Source organism: Streptomonospora mangrovi, assembly GCF_027604915.1.
In the GTDB taxonomy this organism is placed as follows: domain Bacteria; phylum Actinomycetota; class Actinomycetes; order Streptosporangiales; family Streptosporangiaceae; genus Streptomonospora; species Streptomonospora mangrovi.
In genome coordinates this window covers 48958-72845 of the sequence record NZ_JAJAQC010000028.1, presented here as the reverse complement: position 1 = coordinate 72845, position 23888 = coordinate 48958, and the positions used below count along the sequence as shown (strand labels likewise).

The window sequence follows — 23888 nt, the reverse complement described above, 5'->3', positions numbered from 1 at the left end:
GCCGGCGGCGTCGGTGACCGTTAATCCGCGGTTGGCCTGCCCGAACACGGCGTGCGATAGAACCACTGGGCGAGCCCCGACGTCCCCACCCGCAGGAGGCCCCCGTGCCCGCCGTCGTGCCCCCGTCCCCCGCCACCCCGCCCGCGCGGCGCTCGGTGCTGCGCTACGGCGCCGCCGGCCTGGGCGCCGCCGCCCTGGCCGGGCTGCCCGGCGCCCCCGCGCTGGCCCAGGGCCGCAACCGCCCCGAACTCACCCACGGCATCCAGTTGGGCGACCCCCGCCCCGACGGCGCCGTGGTGTGGACGCGCGCCGACCGCCCCTCGCGGATGGTCGTGGAGGTCAGCCACCGCCCCGACTTCAAGGACTCCCGCGTGGTGCGCGGCCCGCACCTGCTGCCCGACAACGACGGCACCGGCCGCGTGCGCATCACCGGCCTGCGCCCGGGCCGGCGCACCTACGTGCGGGTGCGCGCGGAGTCCGACCGCGCCGAGAGCCGCGTGGTCGAGGGCTCCTTCCGCACCGCCGGCGGCGGCGACGCCATCCGCTTCACCTGGTCGGGCGACGTCGCCGGGCAGGGCTGGGGCGTCAACCCCGACCTGGGCGGCATGCCGATTTTCGCGGCCATGGCCGACCGCGAGCCCGACTTCTTCCTGCACAGCGGCGACACCTGCTACGCCGACGGCCCCCTCCAGGAGTCCGTGACGCTGCCCGACGGCCGCGTGTGGCGCAACCTGGTGACCGAGGCCAAGTCCAAGGTCGCCGAGACCCTGGCGGAGTTCCGCGGCCAGTACGCCTACAACCTGCTCGACGACACCCTGCGGGAGTTCTCCGCGCGGGTGCCCCAGATCGTGCAGTGGGACGACCACGAGGTCACCAACAACTGGTACCCCGGCGAGGTGCTGGAGGACGACCGCTACACCGTGCGCGAGGTCGACGTCCTGGCGCGGCGCGGCCACCGCGCCTTCCACGAGTGGCAGCCCATCGTCCCCTCCGAGGCGGTCGACGGCCGGATCTACCGCCGGATCTCCTACGGCCCCGACCTCGACGTGTTCGTCATCGACATGCGGCCCTACCGCGACCCCAACTCGCCGGGCACCGCCCGCCACGAGGACGTCCTGGGCCGGCGCCAGGCCGACTGGCTGGTGCGCGAACTGCGGCGCTCCACGGCCACCTGGAAGGTGGTGGCCTCCGACATGCCCATCGGCCTGATCGTCCCCGACGGCGACGCGATCGAGGCCGTGGCCAACGGGTTGCCCGGCCGCCCGCGCGGCCGCGAGTCCGAGATCGAGCGGGTCCTGCACCGGCTGCACCGCTCCGGCGTGCGCGACGTGGTGTGGCTGACCGCCGACGTCCACTACACCGCCGCCCACCACTACTCCCCCGACCGGGCCACGGCCAAGGAGTTCACCCCCTTCTGGGAGTTCGTGTCGGGGCCGCTGCACGCCGGCGCGTTCGGCCCCAGCGAACTGGACCCCACCTTCGGTCCCGAGGCGGTGTTCGTGCACGCGCCGCCGCGCGCCAACACCTCGCCCATGGAGGGCTACCAGCACTTCGGCGAGGTCGAGATCGACCGCGCGAGCAAGGAGTTCACCGTCACCCTGCGCGACGCCAACGGCGACGCGCTGTGGTCCACGACGCTGACCCCCGAACGCGGCCGCTGAGCCCGCGCGCGGTCCGCCGATCCCGGCTCCGGCGGGCCGCGCGCGGCCTGGACTCCCTCACAGCGGGTGTGGGAGGCTACCCCCGGTTTCCGGAGGGGGCTTGATGGACACCACACCGACCCGGGAGTGCTGCGCGCTCACCGACTGCCCGTGGTGCGGGCGCGCCGACCTCGTCTGCCGCTTCTGCGCGGGCACCGGCCGCTGGTCACCGGAGCGCCCGGTCACCGACGGCGACGGCATGATCGTCTGGGAGCGCGTCACCGAGGAGTGCCGCATGTGCGCGGGCACCGGGAAGGAGCACCGGCACACGCCGCTGGGCTAGCCGGCGCCCACCGCCCGGCACCGGCTGACGGGAGAACGCCGCCGCCCGCCCCGCGCCCGAGTGCGCGGAGCGGGCGGCGTACGCGTGTCAGCCCTCCAGCATCTCGGTGACCAGGGCCGCGATCGGCGAGCGCTCCGAGCGCGTCAGCGTGATGTGGGCGAACAGCGGGTGGCCCTTGAGCTTCTCGACCACCGCGACCACGCCGTCATGGCGGCCCACCCGCAGGTTGTCGCGCTGGGCGATGTCGTGGGTGAGGACCACGCGGGAGTTCTCGCCCAGCCGGGAGAGCACGGTGAGCAGCACCCCGCGCTCCAGCGACTGCGCCTCGTCCACGATGACGAACGCGTCGTGCAGCGAGCGGCCGCGGATGTGGGTGAGCGGCAGGACCTCCAGCATGCCGCGGTCGACGACCTCCTCGATGACCTCGGGCGAGGTGACCGCTGAGAGGGTGTCGTGGACCGCCTGCGACCAGGGCGACATCTTCTCGTTCTCGGTGCCGGGCAGGTAGCCCAGTTCCTGGCCGCCCACCGCGTACAGCGGCCGGAACACCATGACCTTGCGGTGCTGGCCGCGTTCGAGCACGGCGTCCAGGCCCGCGCACAGGGCCAGGGCGGACTTGCCGGTGCCGGCGCGCCCGCCCAGCGAGACGATGCCGACGTCGGGGTCGGTGAGCAGGTCCAGGGCGATGCGCTGCTCGGCGCTGCGGCCGTGCAGCCCGAACACGTCGCGGTCGCCCTTGACGACCTTCACCGACTTGTCGGGGAGCACCCGGCCCAGCGCCTTGCCGCGTTCGGAGACCAGGACCAGGCCGGTGTGGCAGGGGAGGTCGCGCGCGGCCTCGACCTCGGCGGTGCCGTCCTCGAACAGGGCCGCGACCTCGTGCGCGGGCACCTCCAGCTCCGCCATGCCGGTCCACCCGTGCTCCACGGGCAGCTCGGCGCGGTACTCGTCGGCGCGCAGCCCGATGGAGGACGCCTTGATCCGCATCGGCAGGTCCTTGCTGACGAGGACGATGTCACCGCCCTCCTCCGCCAGCTCGGCCTGGAGGTTGCACGCCACCGTCAGGATCCGGGTGTCGTTGTCGCCCAGCCGGAAACCGGCCGGGAGCACCGTCGGATCGCTGTGGTTCAGCTCCACCCGCAGCGTGCCGCCCTGGTCGTTGACCGGGAGGTCGACGTCGAGGGTGCCGTGCTCCACGCGGAGGTCGTCCAGCCGGCGCAGCGCCTCACGGGCGAAGTAGCCCAGTTCGGGGTGGTGGCGCTTGCTCTCCAGCTCGGTGATCACCACGATCGGCAGCACCACGGCGTGCTCGGCGAACCTGCTGATCGACGCGGGGTCGGCCAGAAGGACGCTGGTGTCGAGCACGTAGGTGCGCCGGCCGGCCCGGGGGCCGGTGGAGTCGGGAGTGTCGTCGGCACGGCGGTCGGTCGAGGAACTAGCCACTCGTGTCTCCCCTTGGGCGCCGCGCGGGCGCCCTTGTCTCACGGGATACCAAGGACCGGGACCAGCCCCGCGAGGGCCGGGACCGGCCCTCGTCACCATGAGTTCCGCATCGTGCCAGGACCTCAAGCGTTCGGGGCCTCCCGCGTGAACGGATGCGCACCGTCCACTCTCTCCGACGGTACCCGGCTCCTTGGAAAGAGCAAGACCCCCAGGTCGCACGGCATGTGAACACCCCGTTACGCCGTATTTGCGAGGTTTCCCCCGTTATCGCCGGATGGCGGTCGCCGGAGGCGGCAAAAGCGGCGGTGCGGCCTGGCGGCGCCGGCTCAGGAGCCGAACCGCCGGTTGCGCGCGCCGTAGGCTCGCAGCGCACGCAGGAAGTCCACCTTGCGGAAGGCAGGCCAGAAGACCTCGCAGAAGTAGAACTCCGAGTGCGCGCTCTGCCAGAGCAGGAACCCCGAGAGGCGCTGCTCGCCCGAGGTGCGGATGAGGAGATCCGGATCGGGCTGGCCACGCGTGTAGAGATGCTCGGCGATGTGCTCCAGGTCGAGGCGCTCGGCGAGTTCCTCGATGCTGGTGCCTTTGGCCGCCTCGGCGAGGAGGAGCGACCGAACCGCATCAGCGATCTCACGCCTTCCTCCATACCCGACCGCAACATTCACAATCAGGCCGGAGTTGCCGGATGTCGCCGCATGCGCCTCTTTCAACACGCGGGCGGTGGAATCGGGCAGGAGGTCGAGGGCGCCCATGGGGTTGACGTGCCGGCCCTCGCGCCGCAGCCGGGTCACCGTGTCCTCGATGATGCCCAGCAGCGGCTCCAGCTCCTCGCGCGGGCGGGCGAGGTTGTCGGTGGACAGCAGCCACAGGGTGACCACCTGCACGCCGACCTCGTCGCACCAGCCCAGCAGGTCGAAGATCTTCTCGGCCCCGGCCTGGTGGCCCTCCCTGGCGCTGGACAGGCCGCTGATCTTGGCCCACCTGCGGTTGCCGTCGAGGATGACGCCGACGTGCCGGGGGATCTCGAAGGTGCCGAGTGCACGCTCCAGCCGGCGCTCGTACAGCCAGTAGAGGGGATCACGGAACCCCATGGGACGCTACCTTTCGCCGCGTTCGGTGACGGCGCGGCCCTTCGCCGCGCCGTGGGCCAGCACTGGACTCAGCGCGGCCGCACCGGGCCTGGCACGCCGGCCCCTCCAGCCTAGGCCGGTTCGCGCGGTTTCGTCACTGGAGTGACGCGCGCACATGCTTGCGTCCCTCGTGAATACGGGACTTCACCGTGCCCAGCGCGAGGTCGAGTTCGGCGGCGATCTCCTTGTAGTCCATCTGGCAGAGGTCGCGCAGCACCAACGGGGCCACCAGGTTGGGGCGGTCGCGTTCGAGCTGGTCGAGCGCTTCCAGCAGGTCGATCCGGGAGCCGGCGATGACGCTGGTGGTACGGGGGTCGCGCTGGTGCGGGATGCGGTCGGCCTCGGTGGGCAGCTCCGCGGAGCGCCGCTTCATCGACCGGTACGTCTGCCGCGCCGAGTTCGAGACCACCGTATACAGCCACGTGGTGAAGAGCGAATCGCCCTTGAATCCGCCGATGTTGCGGGCGACGCGCAGCAGGGCGTCCTGGCACGCCTCCTCGGCGTCCTGCCGGTAGGGCAGGAAGCGGGCGCAGCGGCGCAGCACCTCGGGCTGGATACGCCGCAGCAGTTCGTCCAGCGCCGCGGAGTCGCCGTCGCGCGCCCGCCGGGCCAGTTCTTCGAGGGGGTCGTCGATCCGCGCGGCAGGCCGGCGGGGTCCCGGGGCCTTCTCACTGTTCGGCACGGCTGAAGCTCCCTGGTCTGGAGACTGTCGGCGTGGGGTACACGCCCAGCACCCACTATGGGGTTCACATCCGAGGGTCACATCCCCCTCCGGCGCGTAGGGTACGACACCGCGAACTGGCCCGTTCCGGCCCTGTGTACAGTGTTCGGGCCACGTTTGGCACAGACGGCACTGGTAAGGCAGTACCTGTGGCACAACCGGAGAGCTTCGGTCGATACCGCGTCATTCGCCATCTCGGTTCGGGGTCGTTCGCGACCGTGTGGCTCGCCCACGACGACCGCCTCGACACCCCCGTCGCGGTCAAGGTGCTCGCCGAGAACTGGACCCACCAGCTTGACGTGCACCATCGCTTCATGGAGGAGGCCCGGATCCTGCGCCAGGCCGACTCCGCCTGGCTCGTCCGGGTGCACGACATCGGCACGCTGCCAGACGACCGCCCCTACTTCGTCATGCCCTACGCCGACCAGGGCAGCGTGGCCGACCTCATCGCCAAGGGGCCGCTGCCACTGGACGAGGCGCTGCGGTTGCTGACCGAAATCGGCCAAGGCGTCACCGTCCTCCACCGCCACGGCACCATCCACCGCGACATCAAGCCCTCCAACGTGCTGCTCCAGTCGTCGCCGGTGGGTCAGCGGGTGCTGGTGGCCGACCTGGGGTTCGCCAAGAGCATCGACGGCGCCTCCGGGTTCACCGCGGCGGCCGGGACACCCGGCTACATGTCCCCCGAGCAGCACGGCCCCGGCGGCGACCTCGACGTGCGCGCCGACGTCTACTCCCTGGGCGCGGTGGCCTACGAGCTGATCACCGGCCGCCACCCGCCGCCCCCGCCGGTGCGGGTGCCGCCCCGGCGGCTGCGCCCGGGGATCCCCCGCGCCCTGGACAGCCTGATCATGTCGGCGCTGGCCGAGGACCGCAACGCCCGCCCGCCCGACGCCAAGGTGTTCACCGACCGCATCCGCGCCATCCGGATGTCCCCCGAACTCCACGCCGACATCCCCTGGTGGACCCGCCACCGGCCGCTGTGGCGGCGCGCGGCGTCGCTGTCGGCGGCGGCGCTGTTCCTGTTCGCCGGGACCACGGCCGCCGCGGCCTCCCCCGCCGTGCCGCTGACCGAGGTGCGCTACGCCGCCGGCGGGCTGCACCTGGCCGTGCCCGAGGCGTGGGCGCGGCAGTTCCACAACGACCGCGCCGCCCCGGGCGGCGACCGGGCGCCCCTCGGCGAGGAGGCGCCCGCCGGCGTGCTGGTGGCCACCGACCTGGACCGCTGGGACGAGCGCGGGGCACCGGTGTCGGGGGTGTTCGCGGCGCTGCTGCCGGGCGGCGGCCGACGCCTGGAGGCCCTGCTGGGCGGCGCGCCGTGCACGGGGCGGGTGCACCGGCGCGCGTTCGACGACCCCGACTGGTCCGGGGAGCTGTGGCAGTGGCCGCACTGCGCGGGCGGCGGCGCGATCAGCGTGGCCGCCCTGACCAGCACCCGCCGCGACGCCACCCTCTACCTGGAGATCCGCCAACCGGAGTCCCGCCCCGACGTGGTGTACCAGATGATCGCCGCCACCCACCTGGCGCACTAGCACCCGCCGGGGAGTCGGCGGCGGATCGCCGCCCCCCTAGCCGCGCCCCACCGCAATCTGCTCCCGCAGGTCGGCGGGTGTGGTGACCGGCAGGCGGCAGGCGAAGCCCTGGCAGACGTAGGCGGCGGGCCCCCCGTCCACGAGGGGGCGGCCGGTCAGCAGGGGGACGCCGCGGTCGTCGGTGCCGTCGCCCAGCGTGACGGCGGTGCCCAGGGGGGCCGCCATCAGCGCGGTGCGGTGCAGCTCGGCCGTGGCGGGGTCGCCGGCCGGGCCGACCACCGCGATCTCCAGCGGTCCGCTGAGCAGGGTCTCGGCCACGGCCATGCCCCACCCGGCGGCGCGCGGCGCCTTGGCGGCCAGCAGGCCGACCGGCGCCAGCGCCTCGTCGGCGGCCCGGCGGTGGCGCTCGGAGCCGGTGAGGCCGGCGTAGGTCAGCAGCGCGCCCGCCGCGGCGAAGCGGCCGGATGGGGTGGCGCCGTCGGTGGGGTCCTGCGGCCGGTTAAACAGGGCCTCGCTGTCGTCGGCGGTGTCGTAGAAGCCGCCCTCGTCGTCGGCGAAGCGGTCGAGCACGGTGTCGAGCAGGCGGCCCGCCAGCTCCAGCCGCCCGGGGTCGCCGGTGACCGCGTGCAGGGCCAGCAGCCCTTCGGCGAGGTCGGCGTAGTCCTCCAGGACCCCGGCGCTGGGACCGGCCGCGCCGTCGCGGGAGGTGCGGGCCAGGCGGCCCTCGCGCAGGTGCACGCCGACGACGAGGTCGGCGGCGGCCTCGGCGCGCGCCACCAGGTCGGGCCGCTCCAGCAGCGCGCCCGCCTCGGCGAGCCCGGCCACCGCCAGGCCGTTCCAGGCCGCGACCACCTTGTCGTCGCGGGCGGGCCGCACCCGGTGGCCGCGGGCGGCCAGCAGCGCGGCACGCACCCGCGCGTGGCGCTCGGGGTCGTCGGGGTCGGCGGGCAGCCGCAGTACGGAGAACCCGTGCTCGAAGGTGCCGTCGTCGGTGACGCCGAACAGGTCGGCCGCCCAGGCGGCGTCGTCCTCGCCCAGCGCCTCGCGCAGCTCGGCGGGGGTCCACACGTAGTAGCGGCCCTCCTCGCCCTCGCTGTCGGCGTCCAGCGCCGAGGCGAACCCGCCCTCGTCGGTGCCCAGGTCGGCGATCATCCACTCGGCGGTCTCCAGCGCCACGCGGCGCGCCAGCGGGTCGCCGGTGGCGCGCCACAGCCGCGTGTAGGCGCGCAGCAGCAGGGCGTTGTCGTAGAGCATCTTCTCGAAGTGCGGCACCACCCACCCGGCGTCGACCGAGTAGCGGGCGAACCCGCCGCCGAGCTGGTCGTACATGCCGCCCCGGGCCATCGCCTCGGCGGTGCGCGCGGCCATGGACAGCGGGAGGTCGCGCCCGGTGCGGGCGTGGTTGGCCAGCAGGAAGGACAGCAGCATGGACGGCGGGAACTTGGGCGCGCCGCCGAACCCGCCGTTGGCGGTGTCGAAGTCGGCGGCCAGCGCCTCGACGGCGGCGTCCAGCGCGTCGGCGCCGGGCGCGCCGCCCCGGCCCAGCGAGCGGGGGCCGCTCAGCGCCTCGACCACACGGCGGCCCTGCTCCACCACGCCCTCGCGCTCCTCGTCCCAGGCGCGGGCCACGCCCTGGAGCAGCCGCTGGAAGTGCTCGCGGGGGAAGTAGGTGCCGCAGTAGAAGGGCGCGCCGTCGGGAGTGAGGAACACGGTCATGGGCCAGCCGCCCTGGCCGGTCATGGCCTGGGTGGCCTCCATGTAGACCGCGTCGACGTCGGGCCGCTCCTCGCGGTCGACCTTGACGTTGACGAACCCGGCGTTCATCATGCGCGCGGTGGCGGGGTCCTCGAAGGACTCGTGCGCCATCACGTGGCACCAGTGGCAGGCGGCGTAGCCCACCGATAGCAGGACGGGCACGTCGCGGCGCCGGGCCTCGGCGAACGCCGCGTCGCCCCAGGGGTACCAGTCGACCGGGTTGCCCGCGTGCTGGAGCAGGTAGGGACTTGTCGCTTCGGCGAGACGGTTGGCCATAACCCCACTCTGCCCACGCGGGCGCGGGCGCTACCGCGCGGGGTGGCGGCGCGCGATCGCGCGGGGCCACCGGACCGCCCCCGCGCCCCGTGGGGCGGGGTCGCCGGTGCGCCCGGCCGCGCGGGTGGCCGGGCGCACGGGCGCCGCTAGGAGCGCCGGGCGGGGTCGTCGGCCGCGGCGCCCGGGGTGGCCGCCGGACCGGCGGGGGCGTCCTCGTCGAAGCGCACCGCGGCCAGGCGGTTGCGCATCGACCGCATGAGGAAGTACAGGCAGGCGCCCACGAAGAACACGGCGAGGAAGCCGAGCACACCGGGGGTGATGGTGTCGGTGGCGAGGTCGGCCTCGGCCAACTGCGCAAGTGCGGTCATGGTGTTCATGTTGCCACCGTCTCGCGGATGCCCGCGAAGAGGTCGTCCTCAGGCAGGTCGGTGTCCACCAGCGAGCGGGCGAGGTGGTAGTCCTCGTACGGCCACGCCTCGCGCTGGATGTCCATCGGCACCGCGAACCAGAACCCGTTGGGGTCGATCTGGGTGGCGTGGGCGATCAGCGCGCGGTCGCGCACCTCGAAGTACTCGTCGCACTTGATCCGCGTGGTGATCTCCCACTGCGGGAAGTCGCGGTCCTTCATGCGCTCCAGCCACTCGGCGTAGGGGTTCTCCAGGCCGCGCCGCTCGATCAGCTCGCTGATGCGCTCGAACCGCTCGCGCGGGAAGGACACGTGGTAGTAGAGCTTGGAGGGCTGCCAGGGGTCGCCGGTGCCGGGGTAGCGGTCGGGGTCGCCGGCGGCCTCGAACGCCTCGACCGACACCTTGTGAGTCATGATGTGGTCGGGGTGGGGGTAGCCGCCCTGCTCGTCGTAGGTGAGCATCACGTGCGGGCGGAACGCGCGGACCGAGCGCACCAGCGGCTCGGAGGCGACCTCCAGGGGCTGGACGGCGAAGCAGCCCTCGGGCAGCGGCGGCAGGGGGTCGCCCTCGGGCAGGCCGGAGTCGACGAACCCGCTGAACTCCTGCTGCACGCCGAGGATCTCGCGGGCCGCGGCCATCTCCTGGCGGCGGACCTCGGCGATGTTGTCGCGGATTTCGGGCCGGTCCATCGCGGGGTTGAGGATGGACCCGGCCTCGCCGCCGGTCAGCGTGACGACGAGGACCTCGGCGCCCTCGTTGACGTAGCGGACCATGGTGGCCGCGCCCTTGCTGGACTCGTCATCGGGGTGGGCATGCACGGCCATCAGCCGCAAGCGCTCGGACAACGGACAAATCCCCTTTTTTGGGTAGTCGCTGAACACGAAAGTACGGGCGTGGAAGGCGCCCGCCCTGGCGCGAATCGTCCCTCGCCGCCGGCCCGTGACATGCGGGACGGGGGTGGAGCAGGGGCGGCCCGGGACGGGGCTAATCTTAGACAACGTAGACCCCACGTTCGGAGATTCCCGCATGGCCGACAGCCCCGCTGACCGCGCGTCCGGCGCTCCCGCGCCCGGGGCGCAGCGACGCCTGGGGAACACCCCCGTCTTCTTCGTCGTCGGCATCGCGGCGGCCGTGGTGTTCACCATCGGCTGGGGCCTGGCGCTCATGAGCTACGGCGGGTCCGGCGGGGTCTCGGTGCAGGTGGTCGCCTGGAGTGTCGACTCCGCCGAGGAGGCGTCGGTCACCTTCCAGGTCAACAGCAGCGCACCGGCCGAGTGCGTCATCACCGCGCGCGACTCCCGCCACGTCGAGGTGGGCCAGCGGACCGTCGAGGTCGAGTCCGGTATCCGCGACGTCACCGCGACCGTCGACACGATTCGTGAGGCTTCGGCGGTAGAAGTGGGCTCGTGCAGGGAACAAGGTTCGACAAGGTAAGTCGACCCACCTGGAGCGCCCCGACCCTCCGGCCCGACCCCGGCCACGCCCCACCGCCCGCACCGGCGCGGACCAGCGCTTATCACCCGGCCCTACCAGCGGCCCGGTGATAATCTCGTAAGTTCAGCTACGGCCGATCCGGCCGCTAGTCCTAGACGTACTCAAGGAGTTCCCGTGACCGAGACCCGCGATGACAACGTCACCTGGCTCACCCAGGAGGCGTATGACCGGCTCAAAGCGGAGCTGGAGCACCTGACGGGCACGGGTCGCATCGAGATCGCCGACAAGATCGAGGCCGCGCGCGAGGAGGGCGACCTCCGCGAGAACGGCGGCTACCACGCCGCCAAGGAGGAGCAGGGCAAGATCGAGGCGCGCATCGCCCAGCTCCAGACCATCCTGCGCAACGCGCGGGTGGGCGGCGCCCCGAAGCAGACGGGGGTGGTCAGCCCCGGCATGACCGTCACCATCAAGTTCGAGGGCGACGACGAGGAGGTCACCTTCCTGCTCGCCTCCCGCGAGGAGAGCGGGGCGCCGATCGACGTCTACTCCCCCAAGTCGCCGCTGGGCAGCGCGATCAACGGCAAGAAGATCGGCGAGACCGCCAGCTACACGCTGCCGAACGGACGCAGCCTCTCGGTCGAGATCATCGACGCCGTCCCCTACGGGTCGGAATAGCCCCGCCCACGCGCATACGCGGAAGGGGCGGCCACGGGCCGCCCCTTCCGCGTTGTGCACCCTTCGCCGGTTGGCGGGCGGGCGCCCGGGAGTGGGACCATTCCGGGGTGAACCATTCCCCACCGGGCTGGAACGCCTGGAACCCCCCGCCGCCGGGTCCGGCGCCCTACCCCGGCCCGCCGCACCGGGCCGAACCCCCCGTCGCCGGCTTCGGCCGCCGCCTGGGCGCGCGGCTGATCGACTACACGCTGCTGACGATGTTCGCGTTCATGTTCTTCATCGTCACCGTGCTGGTGAACCCGGCGTCGTTGCAGGGCGGCGAGCCCCAGGACGGCTTCTACGACGCGTGGGCCTACCTCATCCTCTTCGGCTGGGGCGTGCTGCTCTTCTTCTACGACTGGCTGTTCCACATCGCCGGCGGGCGCACCCTGGGCAAGATGATGGTGCGCGTCCGGGTGGTGCGGGCCGACGGCTCCCGGCTCGGCCAGGGCCAGACCGTGGGGCGCGCCCTGCTGTTCGGGCTGCCGCAGTGCCTGCTGTGCGTCGGCCACGTCTTCACGCTGCTGGACTGCCTGTGGTGCCTCGGTGACGAGGGGCGCCGCACCCTGCACGACCGCGCCGCCGGCACGATCGTGGTGCGCGACTAGCCGTTCTGTCCTGTGAGGTGGGTACGCGACCACCCTCGCGGTGCGACCGGCCCGCCGGCCGCCCGCTGACCGCGCGGGGCGCCGCTCAGCCCCCGCTCCCGCCATCGCGGGCGCCGTCCGCCCCCTCGCCCTCACCTTCGCCCTCGCGGCAGGTGGGCGCGGAGTCGCCGCCGCTCACGTTGGCCGCCGGAACGTAGTCGCCCGCCCCGATGGCGAACCACACGTCGCTGGCCCCCTGCGGGCCGGTCACCTCGTCGCCGGGCACCCGGCAGACCACGTCCACCGCCGCCGCGTGGGCGGCCACCCCGCGCTCGGCGTGGGACATCCCCGGCCCCGCGCGCACCGGCACCGGCTGGGTCTCGGGCGCGGCCGTGATGCTTGCCGGGTGGTCGTACCCGGCCGTCCACAGGTAGTCCACCCGCACCCAGGCGTTGGTGGGCAACTTCAGGCCGTCCCGGAACGTGCCGTCGGCGAGGTCGATGCCCGCCGGGTTGGCGACCTCGCGGCCGAACCCGTCGCGTCCGCCGTTGTGGCCGTCCTCGTAGGCGGCCTGGGCCTGGGGCAGCCCGCGCGGGAGGTCGCGCCACTCCTCGCGCTCGGCGTTCCAGTGGTCGTCCCGGATGTTCCACGGCCCCACGTCCCACACCGGCGCGTAGGCGCAGCGGCGCTCGCCGTCCTCGGCGCACACCCGCACGGTGTAGTCGCCGGCGCCGCGCCCGCTCAGCCCGCGCCGCGAGGGCAGCGCCACGAAGTGGTCGTTCTCGCGGACGGTGTGGCCGTTGGCGGTGGTGCCGCCGACGTGCCCGATGCGGGTGGCGAACACCCGCGCCGAGAACGGCCGGTCGGCCGGGCGCTCCCCCTCCGCCCCGCCGGGCGCCGACGACGACTCCCCCTCGGGGGCCGCCGAGGGCTCCTCCGGCGCGGTGCGCTGCACCGGGCGCAGCCGCACCGACTCCAGCACGGCCGCCGCTCCGGCGGGCTCGGCGGCGCCGAACCCCACGCGCACCTGCACCCGGTCCACCGGCTCGGGCAGGCGCACGCGGCCGCCGACCTCCTCGCCGCTCCGGGCGGCCCCGGCCGGCACGGTGATCGGGCCGACCGACCGCCACTCCGTCCACATGCCGTCGGCGCGCACCCCGCGCGCCTCCAGCAGCACCGCGCCGGCGGTGGCCTCGGCCCGCACGTCCACCGCCGAGGCGGGGCGGGCCAGCCCGTGGGCGGGGAAGACCGCGACGGCGCCCGGCGCGGGCGCGGCGGCGGTGCGCAGCGACGCCCCCGGCGCGGTGCCGACGGCCGTGCGCAGGCCGCCGGCGCCGCCGCGCGCGCCCACCGCGTCGGCACGCGCCAGGTCCTCCTGGATCCAGCCCCGGCCGTCTGCGGCGGACCGGGGCGACGCCGCGGCCGGGGCGCCGGCCCCGAGCGGCAGTGCCAGCACCACACTCGACAGCACGGCGGCACCGGCCCGCCTCCAGGCGCACGACATCGCCCGACCCCCTCACCGTGGAACACGTCCAGTAAGCACGCGGGCACGGCGGGCGGCCAAGGCGGCGCGCCGCCCCGGGCGGGCGCGCGCCGGTAAAGGTTGGGCGCGGGGAGGCGGCAGAGGGCGGCCACCAGCCCCGACGGAACAGGCCGGCCGGAATCAGCCCCGGCGGGCCGGGGTCAGCTCCGGAAGGCCAGCAGGCAGGCGGTGAAGCTGTGCACGTGGTTGCGTCCGGCGACGGGGCCGATCTCGCCGGCGGCGAAGAACCCGCCGACGTTGACGATGCCGAGGTTCTGCTGCACCGAGCGGATGTCGTGGTCGGAGGTGGGGAACATGCCCGCGCCGCGCCCGTTGCACGAGAACAGCAGCGCCGCCCCGGTGTGCCCGGCGTGCTCCTCGCCGAAGGCGCGCAGGCGCTCCACCAGGTCGGCGGCGGCGGAGTCGTGGTCGCGGACCTGGAACCGCACGGTCTGGCCGACCTCCACCGTGTCGCCGATGCTCAGCGACCCGGCCTCCGGATCGGCGCCCAGCACCGAGCGCACCAGGAAGTCGCCCTGCTCGTGGCGGTCGGCGTACTCGTCCATGGCGATCCCGATGTGCAGCCCCATGGCCGCGAGTTCCTGCTCCTCGGGCGGCAGCGCGTTGACCAGCGCCTCCAGCCGCTCATAGGCGGGCGCCCCGGCGAGTTCCAGCACCACGTTGCCCTCGGCCTTGGTCACCGCCATGGCCGGCCCGATCGGGCGGCAGCCCTGGCTGACCACGGTGCCCACCACCCCGGCCCCGCCCAGCAGCAGGCCCACGGCGCCCGACTCGGCGACCTCGCCGTCGGAGAACAGCCGCACGGACTCCTCGCCGCGCATGCCGTCGGCCAGGCCGCCCACGATCGGCAGCCCGCCCAGGGCGTCGGTGGAGCGCTCCACGAACGACTGGGCGGGGAACTCGTAGGGGTTGGCCAGCAGCAGCGCCGCGCGGTCCTCGGGGTCGGGCTGGTGCATGCCCACCACCGCGAGGTGGTCGCCCTCGGGGATGGCGTCGAGCCGGAAGGGGGTCAGCGTGACGTCGGGCAGCCGCGCCGCCCACACGCTGACCGCGCCCTGCCCCTCGACCCCCCGGCCGCCGCCCACCACGCCGGTGGAGGTGCAGCCCAGGGTGACCGCGCCCTCGGCCAGCGCCATGACGCGCTCGCCGGCCAGCACGACCTCGTCGGGGTCGGCGCCGCTGACGAAGAAGCAGACGAGGTCGGCGGCGCCGTCCAGGGGCCGCAGGGCGTCCAGCGCGGCGCGCTCCGCGGCGCTCACCAGATCGGCGCCCGTCGCCAGCGCGTCACCGAACCCCGCCACGCCCCCACCTCGCATCGTTCGTCCGATATGGCACACCGGGACCATACTCCCAGTCCTACGCCCTCAAACCCGCGCGGCACCCGCGGTATTTCGCGGCGCGCCCCGCGCGCCCCGCCCCGCGCCCGGCCCCCGCGCGCGGGGCGGGCCGGGCCACTGGCCAAATCGGCGCGCGGGCATAGACTCGACGCTGTGTCTGCCGCCGCTGCCTCTGGCCACACCGCCCCCGCCGACCTCCCCGCCACCCTGGGCGCCCTGCGCGCCTCGGGGCACGTGCGCCGCACCGTCAAGGGCGAGGTCCGCGACAACCTGCTGCGCCGCATGCGCGCCGGCGAACCCCGGTTCCCCGGCATCGTCGGCTTCGACGACACCGTGCTGCCCCGGGTCGAGCGCGCGCTGCTGGCCGGCCACGACCTCGTCCTGCTCGGTGAGCGCGGGCAGGGCAAGACCCGCCTGATCCGCACCGTCTCCGGGCTGCTGGACGAATGGACCCCCGTCGTTGAGGGCTGCCCGATCAACGACCACCCCTACGACCCCGTGTGCGCGCGCTGCCGGGCGCTGGCCGCCGAACACGGCGACGACCTCCCGGTGTCCTGGTGGCACCGCGCCGACCGCTACGGCGAGAAGCTCGCCACCCCCGACACCGGCGTGGGCGACCTGATCGGCGACATCGACCCGGTCAAGCTCGCCGAGGGCCGCAGCCTGGGCGACCCCGAGACCGTCCACTACGGCCTGGTGCCGCGCACCAACCGGGGCGTGTTCTGCCTCAACGAACTCCCCGACCTCGCGGCCCGCATCCAGGTGGCGCTGCTCAACGTGCTGGAGGAGCGCGACATCCAGATCCGCGGCTACGCGCTGCGGCTGCCGCTGGACGTCCTGCTGGTCGCCAGCGCCAACCCCGAGGACTACACCAACCGCGGCCGCATCATCACGCCGCTGAAGGACCGCTTCGGCGCCGAGGTCCGCACCCACTACCCGCCCGACCTCTCCGACGAGATCGACCTCGTCCGCCAGGAGGCCGACCTCCCCGCCGGCGCGGTGGTGCCCCTGCACCTGGTCGAGACCGTGGCCCGGTTCACCCGCCTGGTCCGCGACTCCGCCTCGGTGGACGACCGCTCGGGGGTGTCGGCGCGGTTCGCCATCGCCGGCATCGAGACCGTGGCGGCCTCGGCGCTGCGCCGGGGCGCGCTGACCGGCGAGGACACCCCGGTGGCCCGGGTGTGCGACCTCCCGCCGATCGTGGAGACCCTCCAGGGCAAGGTCGAGTTCGAGGTCGGCGAGGAGGGCCGCGAGACCGAGGTGCTGGCCCACCTGCTGCGCCGCGCCACCGCCGACACCTTCCGCGCCACCCTGGGCGGGGCCGACCTCACCGGGCTGACCGACCTGTTCGCCGAGGGCGGCACCGTCGAGACCGGCGAACTGGTCAGCGCCGCCGACCTGCTGCGCGGGGTCGGTCCGCTGCCCGGCCTGGCCGACCTCATCGCCCGCCTCTCCCCCGACGAGGGCACCGGCGAGACCCCCGGGTTCGCCGCCTCGGCGGTGGAGTTCGCGCTGGAGGGCCTCTACCTCAACCGGCGGCTGTCCAAGGACACCGTGCGCGACCGCACCGTCTACCGGACCTGACCCGCGCACGGGCGCCGCGCCGCCGCCGGCGCGGCGCCCGGCCGCGCACCGCCGCGCCCGCGGCGAAGGGAGACCACCCGTGGACCGCTTCCGATACGGCCCCTACGACGACGGCCCCGACCCGCTCGCCCCGCCCTACGACGTCCGCGCCGCGCTGGACGAACTGGGCCGCGACATCATGGCCGGCGCCAAGCCGCTGCGGGCCCTGCGCGACCTGCTGCGCCGCGGCACCCAGGGCGTGAGCGGCCTGGACGACCTGCTGCGCCGGGTGCGCGAGCGCCGCGAGCAGGTCCGCGCGCGCGGCCGGCTCGACGGCACCCTGGAGCAGGCGCGCGCGCTGCTGGACCGCGCGATCGGCCAGGAGCGCGCCGAGCTGTTCCCCGACCCCTCCGACGACGCCCGCTTCCGCGAGGCCGAACTGGACGCCCTGCCCGAGGACACCGCGGCGGCCGTGCGCCGCCTGGCCGACTACCAGTGGCGCTCGGAGGCGGCCCGGCGCAGCTTCGAGGAGCTGCGCGACCTGCTGCGCCGCGAGGTCCTGGACACCCGGTTCAAGGGCATGAAGCAGGCGCTGGAGCACAGCACGCCCGAGGACCTGGCCCGGGTGCGCGAGATGGTGGAGGCGCTCAACGCCATGCTGGCCGACGACGAGCGCGGCGAGCACACCCAGGAGGACTTCGACCGGTTCATGGACGCCTACGGCGGCATGTTCCCCGAGGAGCCCCGGCCGCGGAACCTGGAGGAGCTGGTCGACACCCTGGCGCGGCGCGCCGCCGCCGCCCAGCGCATGATGGACTCCCTCACCCCCGAGCAGCGGGCCGAACTGGGCGGGCTGATGGACCAGGCCGCCCGCGAGTCGGGCCTGGCCGACGCCCTGGACCGCCTCTCCGGCGCGCTGCGCGCCCGCCGCCCCGACCTCGCCTGGGGCGGCGCCGAGGACCTCGACGGCCCCGAAGGGCTGGGCGCGGGCGACGCCACCACCGCCGTGCAGGAGCTGGCCGACCTCGCCGAACTCGACACCGCGCTGAGCCAGGGCTACGCCGGGGCCGGACTGGAGGACATCGACGAGGAGGCCGTGCGCCGGGCGCTGGGCCGCCCCGCCGTGGACGACCTGGAGCGGCTGCGCGCCCTGGAGCGCGAACTCCGCGACCAGGGCTACCTGGAGGGCTCGCGCAACCGGCTGCGGCTGACCCCCAAGGCGGTGCGCCGCCTGGGCGAGACCGCGCTGCGGGAGGTCTTCGCCGACACCGCCGGGCACAGCCGCTCCGGCGGGCACGCCGCCGACTCCGCCGGCCGCTGGGGCGAACCCACCGGTGCGAGCCGGCCCTGGGAGTTCGGCGACGAGGAGCCGCTGGACGTGGTGCGCACCCTGCGCAACGCGATCGGGCGGGGCGCGGCCGAACCCGGCGGTCCGATCCGGATGCGCCCGGAGGACTTCGAGGTGGTCGAGACCGAGCGCCGCGACGCCGCCGCCGTGTGCCTGCTGGTGGACCTGTCCTATTCGATGGCCCTGCGCGACCTGTGGGGCAGTGCCAAGCAGACCGCCATGGCGCTGCACTCCCTGGTGACCACGCGCTTCCCCCAGGACGCGGTGCAGATCATCGGGTTCAGCGACTACGCCCGCGAACTCCCGGCGCACGGCCTGGCCGAGCTGTCGTGGGAGCCGGTCCAGGGCACCAACCTCCAGCACGCGCTGCTGCTGGCCGGGCGGCACCTGGACCGCCACCCCGACTTCGAGCCGATCGTGCTGGTGGTGACCGACGGCGAGCCCACGGCGCACCTGCTGCGCGACGGGTCGGCGGCGTTCGCCTGGCCGCCCTCGGCCGACACCACGGCCGCCACCCTGGCTGAGGTCGACCGCATGACCCGCCGCGGGGCCGCGCTCAACGTGTTCCTGCTGGCCGACGACCCCCGGCTGGAGCGGTTCGTGGACGAGGTGGCCCGCCGCAACGGCGGCCGGGTGGTGCGCCCCGACCCCGACCGCCTCGGCGGCTACGTGGTGCGGGACTTCCTCAGCCGCCGCCGCAGGGCCGGCTGATCGGCCGGCCCCCTGGCGCCCCGGAGGCTCAGCCGCCGAGGGACACCGGGGCGGGCGCCCCGGTCTCGTAGCACATGACCAGGCCGCCGCCCAGCGGGCTCACGGTGACGGTCACCCGCAGCACCCGCGAGGCCGACCACACGGTCCGCACGGACTGGAGCGCGGGCGTGCCCTCGGCCACGCCGAGGTCGGCGGCCTCGTTGGGGCCGATCTGGTGGGCGGTCAACTCGTCCTGGTAGCCGGTCTGGGCGTGGCCGAGCCCGGCCAGGACGCTGATGGTGCCGGCGGGGATGTCGGCCTCCTCCACCAGCGGGGTGCCCTCGGCGAGGTCGGCCGGGTAGTAGGAGGTCTCGATCGCGACCGCGCGGCCGTCGATCTCGCGCACGGCGCGGCGGCTCACGGCCGCCGGGGTGCCCAGGCGGTCGGCGATGGGCTGGGGCACGGAGTCGTGCCGCTGGACGGCCAGCCGCTTGCTCGGCGCGCGGCCGGAGTCGACCACGAACTGGTCGAAGGCGTCGTGGGTGACCTTGGAGTCGCGCACGTGCTCGCGGGAGGCCGGGTAACGGAAGGCACCGTTGCCATCATTCATACAGAACACCTTTTCGGGGTGCGGTTCTTCAGCAGTCAGTCGTCGTAGGTGTTGGCCTGGAGCGCGTCGAGCAGGTCGTCCTCGGAGGTGTCGCCCTCCACGTACATCAGGTGGTGCCGGTCCGCGGGCATCCGGGTCACGGTGTAGCGGATCGGGGTGTCGCCGGAGAACGCCAGCCGCTCGTGCACCAGCAGGGGGATCCCGGGTCCCATGCCGAAGCGGTCGGAGTCCTTGATCGAGGGCATCTCGGCCCGGATGACGTCCCAGTGCCGGGTCTGCGGGTAGCCCATGGCGGCCAGCACCTCCTTGGTGCCGGTGGGGATGTCCTCGGGGGTCTCCAGTTCGGACCCCTCGGCGATGTGGCCCGGGTAGTAGCTGAGCTGGCGCTCCCACAGCCGCGCGCCGAACAGGCGGTCGCAGCGGCGGCACAGCACGAACGCGCCGGGCCGGTTGGGATCGATCTTGAGCAGCCGCGCGATGCGGCCGGCGGCGGGTTCGCGCCGGGCCTGGAACCGCAGCCGCGGCTCCTCGGTCTGCTCCTTGGACATGCGCTCGACGTAGCGGGCGTAGCGCTCGTCGTCAGGGATCCCCTCGATCGACGACGCGACGTGCACGATCGGCCGGCGGGGCCGGCGCACCGTGCTGCCGCTGCCCTGCTTGATGTCGATGCGCCCCCGGTTGGCCAGTTCCTGGAGCGCGCGCCGCACGGTGTTGCGGGACGTGCCGTAGGAGGCCATGAGCTGCTCCTCGGTGGGCAGGCTGTCGCCCGGCTCGTAGCGGCCGCCGTCGATGTCGGACAGCAGCGCACGGGCGATCACCAGGTGCCGGGGTTCCATCGTCGCTCCACAGCGCGGAATTCGTTCCGATAAGTCTACCCGTAAGTCTTGACGGCGCCACAATCGCGCCGCACAGTTGACTTGTGGGTACGACTCCAATGAGTTGACTAGGACACTAGACCCCAATGACTTGATGATCAAGTCCCCCCGGGTCGCGTGTCCGGTCCCCGCGGAGGCGTTCCCCCTGCCGCGCCGCACGGCGCGGCGGCCGTGCGGGCGTCGGACGGGCGCCCGCACGGCGCAGGAGAGGAGGGACGATGCTGACTGTTGTGATCGTGGCCGCCGTGGTGGTGGCGGCCTTCGCGGTGGGCATGGCACTGGCCGCCTCGATGGGCAAGGGCGAGGGCTCCGACGGCCCCGCCCCGGACCGCCGCCGGGAGCGCCCCGACCTGGGCGCCCTGGTCCCCCGCGCACGTACCGCGCCCGACGACGCGCGCACCCCCGACGACCTCTCCGGCAGCGCCGCCGGACCACGGGTGAACTGAGAACAGCGGGCCGCCGAGACCTGGTGGCCGGGCCGGTGCCCGGGCCGCCGGATCGCCGGCCCGCCGAAGGTCGGCCGGCCCCCGCGGCTCCGGGGTCCGGCAGGGCGGCGCCCGCCGAGGAGGGGGGCGGGCGCCGCCTCCCCCGAGGGGACCTCAGCCCCGAGCGGCCCTCAGCGCTCGTAGACGCTGACGTCGGTGATGGTGCTCAGGATCGCGGGGTCGATGTCGCCCTCGGCGTAGAACAGCTTGTGGCGGTCGGCGGGCATGGTGGTGCGGGTGAACCGGATCGGGGTCTGCCCCGAGTAGGCCACCCGCTCGTGCACCAGCAGCGGCACCCCCGGGCCGATCCCGAACCGCGAGGAGTCCTTGAGCGAGGGCATCTTGGCGCCGATGACGTCCCAGGCGCCGGTCTGGGGGTAGCCCAGCCCGGCGATCACGTCCTTGGTGCCGCCGGGGATGTCGGTGGGCAGTTCCAGCTCCGTGCCCTCGGCGATGAAGCCGGGGTAGTAGGACTCCTGGCGCTGCCACAACTGGGGGCCGACCACGCGGTCGCACCGCCGGATCACCACGAACGCGCGGGGGTCGCCGGGGTCGAGCTTGAGCAGCCCGGCGAGCACGCCGGTGGCGGGTTCACGGCCGACCTCCAGGCGCTCGGTGGGCAGCCGGCCCTCCTCCTCGCGGAGGCGGTTGATGTAGGACTCGTAGCGCTCGGCGTCGGAGCCCGCGGGGGCGGGCGAGGCCAGGTGGAGGGTGGGGCGGTAGCGGCGCACCGTGCTGCCGCTGCCCTGCTTGGTGTCGATCCGGCCCCGGTTGGCCAGCTCCTGGAGCGCCCGGCGCACGGTGTTGCGCGAGGTGCCCCATTCGCGCATCAGTTCTTCCTCGGTGGGGAGCTGGGCGCCCGGGGCGTAGTCGCCTTCGTCGATCTTCTCCATGAGGTCGCCGGCGATGCGCAGGTGCTGAGGTTCCACAGCCGCCCCCCGTGATTCACCGATTCGTGCGAATGATTCTACTCAGACCTGTTGACGAACCACCACCCGGCGCTCATGCTAAAGGTAGGAATGAATCGCATAACGCCGAAGAGGAGACAGAGACCGGCAAACCCCCTAGGCGGTACCAGACGGAGGAGTGGTTCATTCCTCTCCCGGCCACACCGGCCGGGGCCGTGCGAACGTCGGACGGGCGCTCGCACGCAGCGAGAGGAGGGGAAATGACCCTGGTAATCGGAGCAATGGTGATCCTGCTCGTGGCGTTCTTCAGCGTCGTGCTGGGAGTGCTCGTGGCCGCCACCATCGGAATCAAGCGCACCGACCGCGGCCACTTCCGCGCCCTGCGCAACGGCCGCAACGACCGCACCTTCTCGGGCGCGGGCCGCAGCGTCACCGGCCTGCGCTTCCTCCCCACCGGAGCGGAGCGCGACGAGGACGACGACGAGGACGACCCCGAGTTCGGCCGGTCCGGCGCGCTGGTCTAGCCCCCGCGGGTCACCGCTGACCCGCCCCCGCAGGAAGCAGTGAACGAGCGACGGTCCGCCCCCCGCGGACCCACCGCCCGCCCGGCCACCCCCGGGCGCGCGATCCGCCACCGCCCGTTCCCGCCGGAAGCCGGACCCTCCCCGAGGGGAGGTGCCCGCCCGGCGGGACACCGCGGTGGCGGGGGCACCGAAATCCGCGAAAATCCCTGGTCAACCGCGAAATCCCGGGAAACCGCCGGCGGATTCCGCCGACCGGGTATCCGCGCCGTGACACAATCGTGTCCGGGTTTTCCCGCCTTAATGTTGTTTCATTTAATTTCCAGGTGGAAAACACTTCGCTGTGAGCGATTTCGGCCCTTGTCCCGTGCCTTATTCCGCCCCGTGGGTAGATCTGCCCCGGCCATACGTCGAACTCGTCGCTCAGTGCCTCATCGTCCGCGGTGTCGACGTGCTCGACCACTGGAACGATCCGCTGGACCCCCGCGACGTCTCCGTCATCGTCCGCGCCGGCGGGCCCGGCGGCCCCGGCCGGCTCCGCTTCGTCTGGGACGAGGAGAGCGGCTGGCGCTTCGGACCCATGGACGCCGAGGGCTGGGTGGCCCTGGAGCGCACCCGGTACCTTCCCGGAGGGCTACTGCCCCGCCCCGGCCAGGTCGCCGCCGTCGTCGGCCGCGTCCTGGCCGGCACCGAGACCGGCAGCCCCCACCGCCCCCGCTACCGATCCTTCCGCGACTACGGCGACGGCTTCGACGCCCGCCTCGCGGCCTACGCGCGCGCCGCGCTGCCGCGCTGACCGGCCGTCCGCCCCCGACGCCGCGGGCGGCGGGCCGGTGCCCGCGCCGGCGCCCTCGGCCTCAGTGGTCCAGCGCGGCGACCAGGTCGCCCACCAGGTCCTCGGCCGCCTCGATCCCCACCGACAGCCGCACCAGGTCGGCCGGCACCTCCAGCGGCGAGCCCGCCGCCGAGGCGTGGGTCATCCGGCCCGGGTGCTCGATCAGCGACTCCACGCCCCCCAGCGACTCCCCGAGGGTGAACACCCGCGTGCGCTCGCACACCTTCAGCGCCGCGTCCTCGCCGCCGCGCAGCCGGAACGAGATCATCCCGCCGAAGGCGCGCATCTGGCGCTCGGCGGTCTTGTGCCCGGGGTGGTCGGGCAGGCCCGGGTAGTAGACCTCGGCCACGGCCGGGTGGGCCACCAGCGCCTCGACGACCCGCTCGGCGTTGGCGCAGTGGCGGTCCATGCGCACGCCCAGGGTCTTGACGCCGCGCAGGGTCAGCCAGGCGTCGAACGGGCCGGCGACCGCGCCCATGGTGTTCTGGTGGAAGGCCAGCCGGTGGCCCAGTTCGGCGTCGGCGACCACCAGCGCGCCGCCCACCACGTCGGAGTGGCCGCCCAGGTACTTGGTGGTGGAGTGCACGACCACGTCGGCACCCAGCGCCAGCGGCCGCTGGAGGTAGGGCGAGGCGAAGGTGTTGTCGACCACCAGCAGGGCGCCCGCCTCGTGGGCCACGCCCGCCAGCGCCTCGATGTCGGTGATGTTGAGCAGCGGGTTGGTCGGGGTCTCGGCCCAGACCGCCACGGTCTCGGGCCGCACCGCCGCGCGCACCGCCTCGACGTCGGACTGGGGCACCGCGTCCCAGCGCACGCCCCAGCGCTCCAGCACCGTGGAGAACAGCCGGAAGGTGCCGCCGTAGGCGTCGCCGGGGATGATCACGTGGTCGCCCGGCTTGGCGATGGTGCGCAGCAGGGTGTCCTCGGCCGCCATGCCCGAGGCGAACGCCAGCCCGCGGATGCCCGACTCCAGCGCCGCGAGGCACTCCTCCAGCGCGGCACGGGTGGGGTTGGCGGTGCGCGAGTACTCGTAGCCGCCGCGCAGCCCGCCCACGCCGTCCTGGGCGTAGGTGCTCGTCTGGTAGATGGGGACCACAACCGCGCCGGTCTGGGCGTCGGCCTCCTGACCGGCGTGGATGGCCAGAGTCTCAAACCCGTCGAACGTCATGGCCACACCCTAGCCGCGCTCGGCGG

General features: G+C 74.0%; 23 protein-coding genes. 11 read left to right on the top strand and 12 right to left on the bottom strand.

The annotated features are described in order from the left end of the window. Positions 1-116: 116 nt before the first annotated feature. Positions 117-1661: an alkaline phosphatase D family protein gene (locus LG943_RS16915; RefSeq protein ID WP_270073280.1), complete on the top strand. Its 1545-nt coding sequence runs from the start codon at positions 117-119 to the stop codon at positions 1659-1661. Positions 1662-1764: 103 nt separating this feature from the next. Further along, positions 1765-1983, top strand: a complete 219-nt coding sequence (locus LG943_RS16910; RefSeq protein ID WP_270073252.1) for a hypothetical protein — start codon at positions 1765-1767, stop codon at positions 1981-1983. 87 nt (positions 1984-2070) lie between these two features. Here LG943_RS16910 and LG943_RS16905 read toward each other — a convergent pair whose 3' ends face one another. The 3 genes from LG943_RS16905 to LG943_RS16895 form a co-directional block, all read right to left on the bottom strand. Beyond that, a complete protein-coding gene (locus tag LG943_RS16905) occupies positions 2071-3348 on the bottom strand; it encodes a PhoH family protein (protein WP_270073279.1) in 1278 nt (425 codons plus the stop codon). A gap of 404 nt (positions 3349-3752) precedes the next feature. Then, a complete protein-coding gene (locus LG943_RS16900; RefSeq protein WP_270073251.1) occupies positions 3753-4514 on the bottom strand; it encodes an isoprenyl transferase in 762 nt (253 codons plus the stop codon). A gap of 133 nt (positions 4515-4647) precedes the next feature. Further along, positions 4648-5235, bottom strand: a complete 588-nt coding sequence (locus LG943_RS16895) for an RNA polymerase sigma factor (protein WP_270073250.1) — start codon at positions 5233-5235, stop codon at positions 4648-4650. A gap of 188 nt (positions 5236-5423) precedes the next feature. Here LG943_RS16895 and LG943_RS16890 point away from each other — a divergent pair, with 188 nt between their 5' ends. Continuing rightward, complete coding sequence (locus LG943_RS16890; protein WP_270073249.1) at positions 5424-6806, top strand: serine/threonine-protein kinase; 1383 nt, start codon at positions 5424-5426, stop codon at positions 6804-6806. 36 nt (positions 6807-6842) lie between these two features. Here the strand turns inward: LG943_RS16890 and LG943_RS16885 are convergent, their stop codons facing one another. The 3 genes from LG943_RS16885 to mca form a co-directional block, all read right to left on the bottom strand. Further along, positions 6843-8837, bottom strand: a complete 1995-nt coding sequence (locus LG943_RS16885; protein WP_270073248.1) for a thioredoxin domain-containing protein — start codon at positions 8835-8837, stop codon at positions 6843-6845. 146 nt (positions 8838-8983) lie between these two features. Further along, positions 8984-9205 (bottom strand): hypothetical protein, encoded by a 222-nt coding sequence (locus tag LG943_RS16880; protein WP_270073247.1) that lies wholly within the window; start codon positions 9203-9205, stop codon positions 8984-8986. 5 nt (positions 9206-9210) lie between these two features. Next, the gene (gene mca, locus LG943_RS16875) at positions 9211-10089 is read right to left on the bottom strand and encodes a mycothiol conjugate amidase Mca (protein ID WP_270073246.1); all 879 of its coding nucleotides are present in this window, start codon (positions 10087-10089) and stop codon (positions 9211-9213) included. A 181-nt stretch (positions 10090-10270) separates the two neighbouring features. Between mca and LG943_RS16870 the strand changes: the two genes are divergently transcribed. From LG943_RS16870 to LG943_RS16860, 3 genes are all read left to right on the top strand, one after another. Next, complete coding sequence (locus LG943_RS16870) at positions 10271-10678, top strand: DUF4307 domain-containing protein (protein WP_270073245.1); 408 nt, start codon at positions 10271-10273, stop codon at positions 10676-10678. Between the two features lie 174 nt (positions 10679-10852). Next, on the top strand, positions 10853-11353 hold the full coding sequence (gene greA, locus LG943_RS16865) for a transcription elongation factor GreA (protein WP_270073244.1): 501 nt from the start codon (positions 10853-10855) through the stop codon (positions 11351-11353). A gap of 107 nt (positions 11354-11460) precedes the next feature. Then, the gene (locus LG943_RS16860; RefSeq protein WP_270073243.1) at positions 11461-12000 is read left to right on the top strand and encodes an RDD family protein; all 540 of its coding nucleotides are present in this window, start codon (positions 11461-11463) and stop codon (positions 11998-12000) included. 85 nt (positions 12001-12085) lie between these two features. Here LG943_RS16860 and LG943_RS16855 read toward each other — a convergent pair whose 3' ends face one another. Further along, positions 12086-13450 (bottom strand): hypothetical protein, encoded by a 1365-nt coding sequence (locus tag LG943_RS16855; RefSeq protein ID WP_333486383.1) that lies wholly within the window; start codon positions 13448-13450, stop codon positions 12086-12088. 212 nt (positions 13451-13662) lie between these two features. Beyond that, complete coding sequence (locus LG943_RS16850; protein ID WP_270073242.1) at positions 13663-14823, bottom strand: FIST signal transduction protein; 1161 nt, start codon at positions 14821-14823, stop codon at positions 13663-13665. 189 nt (positions 14824-15012) lie between these two features. On the opposite strand from LG943_RS16850, the gene LG943_RS16845 reads away from it, so the two are divergent. Next, on the top strand, positions 15013-16443 hold the full coding sequence (locus LG943_RS16845; protein ID WP_408648601.1) for a sigma 54-interacting transcriptional regulator: 1431 nt from the start codon (positions 15013-15015) through the stop codon (positions 16441-16443). Between the two features lie 79 nt (positions 16444-16522). Then, positions 16523-18481 carry a vWA domain-containing protein gene (locus tag LG943_RS16840; protein WP_270073241.1) on the top strand — a complete coding sequence of 653 codons (1959 nt, stop codon included), beginning with the start codon at positions 16523-16525 and terminating at the stop codon, positions 18479-18481. A 28-nt stretch (positions 18482-18509) separates the two neighbouring features. Here LG943_RS16840 and LG943_RS16835 read toward each other — a convergent pair whose 3' ends face one another. Together LG943_RS16835 and LG943_RS16830 are read right to left on the bottom strand one after the other, a co-directional pair. After that, positions 18510-19070, bottom strand: coding sequence for a UTRA domain-containing protein (locus LG943_RS16835; RefSeq protein WP_270073240.1), 561 nt, complete (start codon positions 19068-19070; stop codon positions 18510-18512). Positions 19071-19105: 35 nt separating this feature from the next. Beyond that, the gene (locus tag LG943_RS16830; protein ID WP_270073239.1) at positions 19106-19906 is read right to left on the bottom strand and encodes a GntR family transcriptional regulator; all 801 of its coding nucleotides are present in this window, start codon (positions 19904-19906) and stop codon (positions 19106-19108) included. Positions 19907-20163: 257 nt separating this feature from the next. On the opposite strand from LG943_RS16830, the gene LG943_RS16825 reads away from it, so the two are divergent. Continuing rightward, a complete protein-coding gene (locus LG943_RS16825; protein WP_270073238.1) occupies positions 20164-20391 on the top strand; it encodes a hypothetical protein in 228 nt (75 codons plus the stop codon). Between the two features lie 170 nt (positions 20392-20561). Here the strand turns inward: LG943_RS16825 and LG943_RS16820 are convergent, their stop codons facing one another. Then, positions 20562-21359 carry a GntR family transcriptional regulator gene (locus LG943_RS16820; RefSeq protein WP_270073237.1) on the bottom strand — a complete coding sequence of 266 codons (798 nt, stop codon included), beginning with the start codon at positions 21357-21359 and terminating at the stop codon, positions 20562-20564. Positions 21360-21598: 239 nt separating this feature from the next. Here LG943_RS16820 and LG943_RS16815 point away from each other — a divergent pair, with 239 nt between their 5' ends. Together LG943_RS16815 and LG943_RS16810 are read left to right on the top strand one after the other, a co-directional pair. Then, complete coding sequence (locus LG943_RS16815; protein ID WP_270073236.1) at positions 21599-21862, top strand: hypothetical protein; 264 nt, start codon at positions 21599-21601, stop codon at positions 21860-21862. Between the two features lie 364 nt (positions 21863-22226). Beyond that, positions 22227-22655, top strand: a complete 429-nt coding sequence (locus tag LG943_RS16810; RefSeq protein WP_270073235.1) for a DUF6292 family protein — start codon at positions 22227-22229, stop codon at positions 22653-22655. 61 nt (positions 22656-22716) lie between these two features. Here the strand turns inward: LG943_RS16810 and LG943_RS16805 are convergent, their stop codons facing one another. Further along, on the bottom strand, positions 22717-23862 hold the full coding sequence (locus LG943_RS16805; RefSeq protein WP_270073234.1) for a cystathionine gamma-synthase: 1146 nt from the start codon (positions 23860-23862) through the stop codon (positions 22717-22719). Between the last annotated feature and the right edge of the window lie 26 nt (positions 23863-23888).